The following is a 9,264-nucleotide window of genomic DNA, read 5'->3' as shown; positions in this document are numbered from 1 at the left end:
GGCTGCCAGAGCTGCCATTTGAAGGATGGGCGCGGCCATCCGCCTTTCCCTGGCGAAAATGAAAGCGCCTCGATGTTCCTGCGCCTCTCGGTGCCGCCGGGCGCGCAAGACGAGCGCGTGGCGCTGGACGGGGTGATTGCCGGTGAAGTTGGCGACCCCACCTATGGCACGCAATTGCAGACCTTCGCTGCGCCCGGCCTGGCGGCCGAAGGGCGCATGGTGATCGATTATGCCGATGAGCCGGTAACGCTCGACGATGGCACTGTGGTTACCCTGCGCGCGCCGACCTATTCGATCGCCGAGTTGGCTTACGGCCCGCTGAGCCCCGACATCATGCTCTCGCCCCGCGTCGCTTCGCCCATGATCGGGCTGGGATTGGTCGAGCAGATTCCGCTCGAGGACATTCTGGCCCGGGCCGATCCCGGCGACAGGGATGGGGACGGCATTTCCGGCCGTCCCAACTGGACCATCGCGCCCGAAACCGGCACGGTGATGCTGGGCCGTTTCGGCTGGAAGGCCGGCGTGGCTACGGTGCGCAGCCAGGCGGCTTCGGCCTTTGCCGGCGATATCGGGCTCTCCACACCCCTGGTGAACCTGCCCTATGGCGATTGCACGCAGAACCAGCCGCAATGCCTTTCCATGCCCAATGGCGAGCAGGAGCGGCTGGGCGTGAGCGAAGGCCCCGATCCGGTGCTCGACCTCGTCACCTTCTATTCCCAGACCCTGGGGGTGCCGCAGCGGCGCGATGTCGATGATCCAGCGGTGCTGGCGGGCAAGGAAGCATTTTACACCGCCGGCTGCACCGCCTGCCACACCCCAAAATATGTGACCAGCAAGGCCGCGGAAAACCCTGCTTTGCGGTTCCAGCTCATCTGGCCCTATTCCGATTTCCTGCTCCACGACATGGGACCTGGCCTGGCCGACCATCGTCCGGAGGGCCAGGCGGACGGCTATGAATGGCGCACGGCTCCGCTCTGGGGCATCGGGCTCACCCAGACGGTTTCCGGCCATACGCTCTTTCTTCACGACGGGCGGGCGCGTAACCTCACCGAGGCGATCTTGTGGCACGGTGGGGAGGCGCAGGCGGCGCGCGATGTTTTTGCCGCCATGTCGTCCGAGACGCGCGCCAATCTGCTGGCCTTTCTGGAGTCCCTGTGATGCGGCGCCTGCTGCTTGCCCTGTCTGTGCTGATCGCCGCAACTCCGGCTTTTGCGCAGACCACGACGCCATCGGAAATGCTGCGCTCGAGTGTGCACAACGTCATCCGCCCCGCCATCAAGACTCTTTCCCTGCGCGCGGATGAGCTCGTCGCTGATATGGAGGCTCTTTGCCGGGCGCCCGCCCCGGCTCAGCTCGAAGCGGCGCGCGCGGGGTTTGCAGGGGCAGCGCTGGCCTTCGGGCGTGTCGAATTTGTCCGCACCGGGCCGCTGGTCGAAGAAAACCGGGTGGACCGGCTGCTGTTCTGGCCCGACCGCAAGGGGATCGCGCTCAAGCAGGTGCAGGCGATATTGGCCGGGGAAGATGCAGCCGCCATCACGCCCGAGCGCATCCGGCAGGGGAGCGTCGCCGTGCAGGGCTTTGGCGCATTGGAATTCGTGCTGTTCGGCACCGGCGCGGAGACCCTGGCGACGGGTATGCCGTTTCGCTGCGCCTTCGGGCAGGCGATAGCCGCCAATATTGCTACCATCGCCGGAGAACTGGTTGCCGGCTGGGCCGACCCCGACGGCATCGCGCTGCACCTGACTGCGCCCGACCCCGCTTATGCGGACTACCGCACCCAGACCGAGGCGCTCGAAGGATTGGTGGGGCTCATGGCCCACGGCATCGAGGCGGCGCGCGACCAGAGGTTGTTGCCCTTCATCAGCCGCGACGGCAAGCCGGCAAAGCCCCGGCAGGCCATGTTCTGGCGGTCCAGCCTGACCCTGCCCATGCTCAGGGCCGATATCGAGGGCATAAGGCGTATGTTGGGTTTGTCCGGCATCGTCTCAGACGCGGACCTCGCCAGCGCGATCGAAGCGGCTTTCGGCAATGCCCTGGCCGCCATCGATCGGGTGACGGGTGACGTGGAAACGGCGGTGGTCGATCCCGATCAGGCGGCAGCGCTGCTCGATCTTCTGGCAGCCACGCAGGATTTACAACGCCTCATCGGGGAGGAACTGTCCGCCTCGCTGGGGCTCAGCGTCGGTTTTTCCTCGCTCGATGGAGATTGACCATGTGGCAGCGTAGGGCGTTTCTCAAAGCGGCCGGTACCGGTTTCGCCGCCAGCCTGCTGCCGCGTCAGGCATTGGCGCTGGAAGGGAGCGAGTTGATCTTCGCCAGCGCCACGCTCACCGAAGCGGGATCCTATGGCGCCATATTGCTCAATGAGCGTGGCGCGGTGATCACCAGCCTCGATCTGCCCGATCGCGGGCATGACATCACCATCAGCCGCGAAGCGAACCGTGGCGTGGTGTTTGCCCGCCAGCCCGGCACCTTTGCGCTGGTGTTCGATCCGGCGGGACGTGAGGCGCCGATCACCCTTACCTCCAGCGAAGGCCGGCATTTCTTCGGTCATGGCGTCTTTTCGCCCGATGGGCGGCTGCTTTATGCCACCGAGAATGATTTCGAGGCCGCCGAGGGCGTGATCGGAATTTATGACGCGACCGACGGGTATCGGCGCATCGGGGAGTTTCCCACTTACGGCACCGGCCCGCATGAGATGCTGCTGATGCCCGATGGCGTCACCTTCGTCGTCGCCAATGGGGGCATCGAGACCCATCCCGATTACGGGCGGGCCGAGTTGAACCTGTCAACCATGGATCCGTCCATCGTCTTCATCGATCGGCGCGACGGGCATCTGGTCGGCCAGTTGCGGCTCGATCCGGGCCTGCACCAGCTTTCCATCCGCCACATGGCCATCGATGCGCGCTCCAGGGTCTGGTTCGGCTGCCAGTATAAGGGCCAGCCGGCCGACATGCCGCAACTGCTCGGCTATGCGACCGCCGATGGCGAGATCCGCCTTGTCGAGTTGCCGGCCGATACGCTGCGTGACCTGCGCAATTATGTCGGCTCCGTCGCCATCTCCGCCGATGGCGAGCGCGTCGCCATCTCCTCGCCGCAAGGCAATCTGCTCGTCGCGCTCGATACCGAAGGGCGCTATCCGGTACTGGTCGAGGGCTTGCGCGATGGCTGCGGCCTGGCCGCCGACGGCGCAGGGTTCCTCGCCACCAGTGGCGATGGCGAGATGATCGGATTTGCCGGCGCCGCACATGCACGGCAGGTTTTCGACTTCCAATTCGACAACCATATGCTGCGCTTCGCCTGAGCCGCGATGGGGCGGAACCGACCTTGCCAAGAGCGAGGCTGATCTTCATAACAGCCTCGGGTCAATGGAAATTGGGCGTGGCGCCGGGATGCTTGCGCGAGTTTTGAGACTGGGCGTTCCGGCCCTTGTGGCCATGGTGCTGGCCGGATGCGGTGCCAGCGGCGGGTCGCCCTCGGTGCCGGTTTTCGGCTCGTTCTTTCCCGCATGGGTCATTTGCGCGGTCGGCGGCGTTGTGGTCGCGGTGCTGTTGCGCGCCCTCCTGATCGCCCTGCGCATCGATGAGCACCTGCCCGCCCCGCCCTTGGTCTATCTATGCCTGGCCATAAGCGGCGGCATTGCTTTGTGGATGATCTGGTCGGGAGCGGCATGATGCGGGCGGTGCTGGGCAAGCTCATCGGCTATGGGGTTTTCATCGCCACAGCGGTGCTGATCTATCTTGCCTGGAGCCTGGGCGCGGCCAATCCGCGCTCCGACGTCGCCGAGATCGAGGCGCCGGTGGTGCAGATTTCCTCCACCGTCCCCGGCCGGGTCGTGGCCATCTCGGTCGCCAATAATGACGCAGTAAAAAAGGGTGACGTTCTCTTCCAGATCGACCCTGAGCCCTATCAGTTGCGGCTGGCCCAGGCGCAGGCGGAATTGCGCGCCACCCAGTCCGAGTTGGTGCAGGGCCAGCGCAATATCGCCACCGAGCAGGCCAATGCCGAGGTTGCGCAAAAACAGATCGAGCGCGCCCAGTTCAATGCCGATCTGGCCCGCCAGACACTGGAACGGCTCGAGCCCCTGCTCGAGCGCGGCTTCGTCACCGCCCAGCAGGTCGACCAGGCCCGCACCGCCTATAATGATGCGCTGGTGAGCCTCGACCAGGCCCTCCAGCAATCGCAGGGCGCCACCCAGATCATCGGTACGCTCGATACCCGCCAGGCTCAGGTGGACACGGCTGCTGCCACCGTGGCGCTGGCCCAGCGCGATCTGGACAATACCGTCATCCGCGCGCCCTTCGATGGCATCGTCACCGGCCTCACCATGCCGGCGGGCGAATATGTGGTCACCGGGCAGACGGTCTTTGCCATGATCGACACCTCGAAATGGGAGGCGGTCGCCTTCTTCCGCGAAACCGAATTGCCCAATATCGCTTTGGGCGATGCGGCAGAGGTTTTCGTCATGGCCGATACCCGCCAGCCAATCCGCGGCACGGTGGTGGCCATCGGCTGGGGGGTGCGCTCGGCCGATGCGGCCACCATTCTGGGCCTGCCCATCGTGTCCAACTCGCTCAACTGGGTGAAAGTGGCCAAGCGGTTTCCCGTCTATGTGGAACTGCACGCGCCCCCGCCCGATCTGATGCGCGTCGGCGCCTCGGCGGTGGTGGTGCTGCATGGCGCGGAAGCGGATCATGGCGACGGCGCCCACTAAGCCTGGTCTTTTCAGTGTGCTCGTCGATGAGTTGCGCCCCTATGAGGGGCGGCTGGGGGCCTCTCTGCGCATGACGCTCTGCGTCGTCATCGTCGTGGCGTTCTGCATGAGCCAGCACGTGCCCGAGGCTGCGGTGGCATGCTACCTGATCTTTTTCGCCAGCCGCGACAATGCGGCGAGCGGTATCCTGATTGCGCTGGGCCTTATCGTCGGGGCGTCGGTGGGCATCCTGCTGGGGCTGGTTTTCCTGCAACTGGCGTCGGACGAGCCGATGATGCGGCTCGGCCTGATGGCGGCCTTCACCTTTGCCGGCATGTATTTTTCCGTCGCGACCAAGGCGGGGCCGGTGGCGGCAACGGTCGGCTTCGTCTTCGCCTTCGTCATGACCCTCAACGATTTCGTGCCCATTCCCGAATTGCTCTCGCGTGGGCTGAGCTGGATGTGGGTGGTGGTCTTCGTGCCCATGGCGACGCTGGTGCTGGTCAATGCGCTGATGGGACCGAATCCGGCGACCCTCACCCGCCGCCGGCTGGCGCAATGCCTGCGCGCTGCGGGCGATATGCTGGCCGGCAAGGCCGGCGCGGCGGAACAGGCACGGCCTCTGCTCGAGCGGAAGGCGGCGGAGCTTGCCGCCCCCGCCCGGCTCGCTGCCGTTTTCGGCTTTCACTCCAGGATCGAGGCCAGCCGCCTCGCAGCCATCATGCCAATGGGGCAGGAATTGCTCATGCAGACCGTGGGGGCGCCAAACGACCCGCGCCTTGCCGGTCGGCTCACGGCCCTGGCCGATGCAATCGAATTCCGCCACCTCCGGCCTGCCTCCGGCCACATGGAAAGTGGCGTAGCGGAGAATGCCGGTCTTGCCCGCAGGGCTGGGCGGATAGCGGCGATCTGGGCCGGAAGTCTGCCTCTGCCCGCGCCGCGCGGCGCCGCAGAGGAACCGGCTGACACCTTCACCAACCCGGCCTATATGCAGTTCGCGCTCAAATCGCTGCTGGCCATTTTCATCACCTATGGCATCTATACGGCCCGGGACTGGTTCGAAATCCATACGGCCATGATCACCTGTTTCTACGTTGCTCTCGGCACCACCGGCGAAACGCTGCACAAGGCCAGCCTGCGTATGGCTGGCTGTCTCATCGGGGCGGCGATGGGTGTGGGCAGCATCGTTTTCATCATGCCGCACATGACCGATATCGGCCATCTGCTGCTGCTTGTGGCGGTGGGCACCTTCATCGCCGCCTGGGTCGCCAACGGCTCCTCGCTGGTCCAGTATATGGGCTGGCAGATGGCGCTGGCCTTCTTCCTCTGCGTGTTGCAGGGTTATGGCCCGTCTTTCGATCTCGGCGTGGCGAGCAATCGTGTCCTGGGCATACTCATCGGTAATGCCGTGGTGGCCATTGTCTTTCTCTGGCTCTGGCCGGCCAGCGTCGGCGCCGGCGCGGCGGCATATCTGAGCCGGGCGGTCAGGTGGCTGGCGGAGGAGCTGAAAAAGGCCGGAGTCGGCCTTGCTCCCATTCCCCCCGCGCTGGCCGAAGCCAGGCGCCTGTCCCGCCTCTCCGCCTTCGAGGCGTCACGCCTGCGGATGCGCTCACCGCTTTTGCCCCATGCCCGTACGCTGCTGGCGGCAACCGAGAGCGCGATGGTCGATCTGGCCGGCTTGCGCTGCCTCGAGGCCCGCCCCCGCTACCTCTTCGGAGCGCCCCTTTGTGTGAAAGCTGCAACGCTTGCCCATGAAGCGTCCCTGGCCCGGTTTCTGGATGACGCCGCCTCGGCTATTCTGGCGCCTCCACCCGAGGCCCGCACCATGCTCGACCAGTCGCTTTCTCGATCTTCCGCCACGCTGGGCCGGCTTGAGCGCCAATTGGCACGGGCCCCTGCGCGCGCGCCATGGCGCCGGGACCTGGAAGAGACGATCGCCCGCCATCGCCAATTGGCTCTGGGCTTTTCCAATACGCTCGAGGCGCTCTGATGCGGATCGGACCTTTGCTGCTGTGGGGCGCGGTGCTGTTGGCTCTTGCCGGCTGCTCCACATCATCGAACAAGCTGGCCCCGGCCAGTGCCACCACGCCCTATCGCGGCGTGGCGGGCGCGGCGGCCATCGATCCGGGCCAGGGCGATTATGCCCTCACGCCCGACCCCTCCATGCCCATCGCCATCGCGACGCCGCCGCTCACCGCCAATCGCAGCTATAGCCTGCCCGAACTCATCGATATCGCCCAGCGGTCCAATCCGGTGACACAGGGCGCCTGGCAGCGGGCGCGCGAGGCCGCCGCCGCCGTGGGTATAGCCGAGGCGACTTATCTGCCCATCATCAGCGCCGATGTGCTGGCCGGTTATGCCGTCACCTCCAATACCGCGCCGGGGATCGACACCGCTCTCGTCACCATTCCCAGCGGCACCGTCACCACATCGGGCGCGCAGGTGGTGCCGTCGCTGGCGGTCAAATGGCTGCTCTTCGATTTTGGCGGGCGGGACGCGGTGCTGGCCAGCGCGCAGCAGCTTTCCTTCGCCGCCAATGTGGGCTTTAATGCCGCCCATCAGAAGCTGATCTACGATGTCAGCAACGCCTTTTATGCCTATAGCGCCGCCCGCGCCCAGAGCCGCATCGACCGCGAGGCTTTGCAGAATGCCCGCGTCGTGCTCTCGGCGTCCGAGGCGCGGCTGGGCCAGGGCGTCGCCACCACTATGGAGGTGGCCCAGGCCAAGCAGCAGGTGGCGCAGGCCGAATTCGACATGACCCAGACCAGCGGGCGCGAGCGCAGCACCTATTCCATGCTGCTCGGCGCCATGGGCATTTCGCCCACCGCATCGATCAAGGTGCAGGATCTTTCCGGCCGTTCGCTGCCGCGCCGGGTGCCGGCCAATCTCGACCAGTTGATCACTGCCTCCCTGCAACGCCGCCCTGACGTGCAGGCGTCCTTCGCGCAGATGAAGGCGAGCGAAGAGGGGATCGCCGCCGCGCGGGCCGAGTTCCTGCCCAAGATCGCCCTCACCGGCACGCTCAACCGTATGATGGGCAGCTATTCGATCAGCGATTCCCGCTTCGGTTCGGGGGCAACGCTCGATGTCAGCCAGCCCAATGCGGCGGTGCTGGTGGGCGTTACCCTGCCGATCTTCGACGGCGGCATGCGCGACGCACGCATGGACGCGGCCACAGCCCGCGCCGCGGCCTCGCAATATGACTTTGCCCGGTTGCAAAGCGCCGCCGCGCAGGAAATCGTTATTGCCTATGACGTGCTGCGCACCAGCCTGTCGGCCAATGCGGCGGCAAGCGAACTGGTCAATGCCGCGCGCACCAACTACGAAGCTGCGCTCGACTACTACAAGAACGGGCTGGGGACGCTGGCCGATGTCAGCATCGCCCAGACCGGGCTGCTCAAGGCCCAGTACGCCCAGGCCCAGGCGCGCAGCGACGCTTTCGTCGCCGCCGGGACACTGGCGTTTTCTACCGGCACGCTCACCAGCGCGGCCGGGCTTTGAAGGGCTTTGCTTGAGTCTTTCCCCGGCTTATGCGATAAGGGAGACAGACTCGCCCGGCGCGGGAAAGAAGGCTTCCGATTTCCAGGACCACCACATCGCTATCGGAACTTCTGGCGGAAATCGCCGCCTGCCGGCTCTGCGCGGCTGACCTGCCGCATGAGCCGCGTCCGGTGGTGCAGGCGGGGGCCCGCGCCGGCGTGATGATCATCGGGCAGGCTCCCGGGCGCAAGGTGCATGAAAGCGGCGTTCCCTGGGACGATGCCAGTGGGGAGCGGCTGCGCGCCTGGATGGGGATCTCCCGGCACGATTTCTATGATCCACACAAGGTCGCCATCATGCCCATGGGGTTCTGCTATCCCGGCGTCGCCAAGGGCGGGGGCGATGCGCCTCCCATGCGCCGCTGCGCCCCGACCTGGCACGGGGCCCTGCTGGAAAAACTGCCCGATATCCGCCTCACCCTGCTCGTGGGGAGCTATGCGCAGGCCTATTATCTTTCCGCGCGCGGCCGCTCCATGACCGATACGGTGCGCGATTTCTCGGCTGGCGATGCGCTGCTGCCGCTCCCCCATCCGAGCTGGCGGGTTGTGGGCTGGATGCGCAACAATCCCTGGTTCGAGCGCGATATCCTGCCGGTTCTGAAGCGCCGCGTGGCGGAGGCTCTGGCCGGCTAAAGCCGCTTCAGGGCCGTTTCCTTGTGAGCGGCGATATGGTCGGTCTTGTCGCTCTTGATTTCATATTGGGGCATGTTCGGCGAAGCATGCCGGTTATGCCCCTTATAGGTGAAATCGCTGGTGTGGATCTTGATGATGGTGCCCGAAACCCGGCCGGCCTCTGAATTCCAGCCTACGTGGTCTCCGATATTGAATTTGCTCATCCTTGTCCTCCATTGAAGGCGAACGTCGGCGCGGGGCGAGCGTTCCCGTTGATTTTTCGGTTCCCGGGGAAAATGTGATTGCCGGTTTTCACCAAATCCCCGCCCGCTTGCATGCGTAGAGTGTTGCGGGCACGATAGAAATGTTACGCAAGAGGTCACGCCGCCGGTTCGCTCTTCATGCCCATCAGCCAAACGA

The 9,264-nt window shown here is 65.5% G+C and carries 9 protein-coding genes; 8 read left to right on the top strand and 1 reads right to left on the bottom strand.

Annotation, left to right across the window (positions count from 1 at the left end; all coding sequences use genetic code 11):
• The 8 genes from VDP82_RS09430 to VDP82_RS09395 form a co-directional block, all read left to right on the top strand.
• Positions 1-1,158: di-heme oxidoredictase family protein (locus VDP82_RS09430; RefSeq protein ID WP_323014597.1), on the top strand; the 1,158-nt coding region annotated here is incomplete at its 5' end.
• On the top strand, positions 1,158-2,210 hold the full coding sequence (locus VDP82_RS09425; RefSeq protein WP_323014596.1) for an imelysin family protein: 1,053 nt from the start codon (positions 1,158-1,160) through the stop codon (positions 2,208-2,210). The genes VDP82_RS09430 and VDP82_RS09425, both read left to right, overlap by 1 nt.
• Before the next feature lie 2 nt (positions 2,211-2,212).
• Entirely contained in the window at positions 2,213-3,304 is a 1,092-nt protein-coding gene (locus VDP82_RS09420; protein WP_323014595.1) for a DUF1513 domain-containing protein, read from the top strand.
• Positions 3,305-3,392: 88 nt separating this feature from the next.
• Positions 3,393-3,674: a YtcA family lipoprotein gene (locus VDP82_RS09415; RefSeq protein WP_323014594.1), complete on the top strand. Its 282-nt coding sequence runs from the start codon at positions 3,393-3,395 to the stop codon at positions 3,672-3,674.
• Positions 3,647-4,714: a multidrug transporter subunit MdtN gene (gene mdtN, locus VDP82_RS09410; RefSeq protein WP_323014593.1), complete on the top strand. Its 1,068-nt coding sequence runs from the start codon at positions 3,647-3,649 to the stop codon at positions 4,712-4,714. The genes VDP82_RS09415 and mdtN overlap by 28 nt, the downstream gene beginning before the upstream one ends.
• Positions 4,695-6,683: an FUSC family protein gene (locus VDP82_RS09405; protein ID WP_323014592.1), complete on the top strand. Its 1,989-nt coding sequence runs from the start codon at positions 4,695-4,697 to the stop codon at positions 6,681-6,683. Before mdtN ends, VDP82_RS09405 begins: the two co-directional genes overlap by 20 nt.
• Positions 6,683-8,194, top strand: coding sequence for a TolC family protein (locus VDP82_RS09400; RefSeq protein ID WP_323014591.1), 1,512 nt, complete (start codon positions 6,683-6,685; stop codon positions 8,192-8,194). The genes VDP82_RS09405 and VDP82_RS09400 overlap by 1 nt, the downstream gene beginning before the upstream one ends.
• Positions 8,195-8,364: 170 nt before the next feature.
• Positions 8,365-8,865, top strand: a complete 501-nt coding sequence (locus VDP82_RS09395; protein ID WP_323014590.1) for a uracil-DNA glycosylase family protein — start codon at positions 8,365-8,367, stop codon at positions 8,863-8,865.
• Here VDP82_RS09395 and VDP82_RS09390 read toward each other — a convergent pair.
• Positions 8,862-9,068, bottom strand: a complete 207-nt coding sequence (locus VDP82_RS09390) for a DUF2945 domain-containing protein (protein WP_323014589.1) — start codon at positions 9,066-9,068, stop codon at positions 8,862-8,864. The genes VDP82_RS09395 and VDP82_RS09390 overlap by 4 nt on opposite strands.
• Positions 9,069-9,264: the final 196 nt, after the last annotated feature.

It is taken from the genome of Devosia sp., from assembly GCF_034675085.1.
Classification (GTDB): domain Bacteria; phylum Pseudomonadota; class Alphaproteobacteria; order Rhizobiales; family Devosiaceae; genus Devosia.
The sequence above is the reverse complement of the archived record's forward strand: the minus strand, read 5'-3'. Positions and strand labels throughout refer to the sequence as shown.

Bases quoted from the DNA above. Each gene is read 5' to 3' on its own strand.
- VDP82_RS09405 (WP_323014592.1), top strand. From the start codon at position 4,695: ATGGCGACGGCGCCCACTAAGCCTGGTCTTTTCAGTGTGCTCGTCGAT.
- VDP82_RS09390 (WP_323014589.1), bottom strand. From the start codon at position 9,068: ATGAGCAAATTCAATATCGGAGACCACGTAGGCTGGAATTCAGAGGCC.
- VDP82_RS09425 (WP_323014596.1), top strand. From the start codon at position 1,158: ATGCGGCGCCTGCTGCTTGCCCTGTCTGTGCTGATCGCCGCAACTCCG.
- VDP82_RS09420 (WP_323014595.1), top strand. From the start codon at position 2,213: ATGTGGCAGCGTAGGGCGTTTCTCAAAGCGGCCGGTACCGGTTTCGCC.
- VDP82_RS09400 (WP_323014591.1), top strand. From the start codon at position 6,683: ATGCGGATCGGACCTTTGCTGCTGTGGGGCGCGGTGCTGTTGGCTCTT.
- VDP82_RS09415 (WP_323014594.1), top strand. From the start codon at position 3,393: ATGCTTGCGCGAGTTTTGAGACTGGGCGTTCCGGCCCTTGTGGCCATG.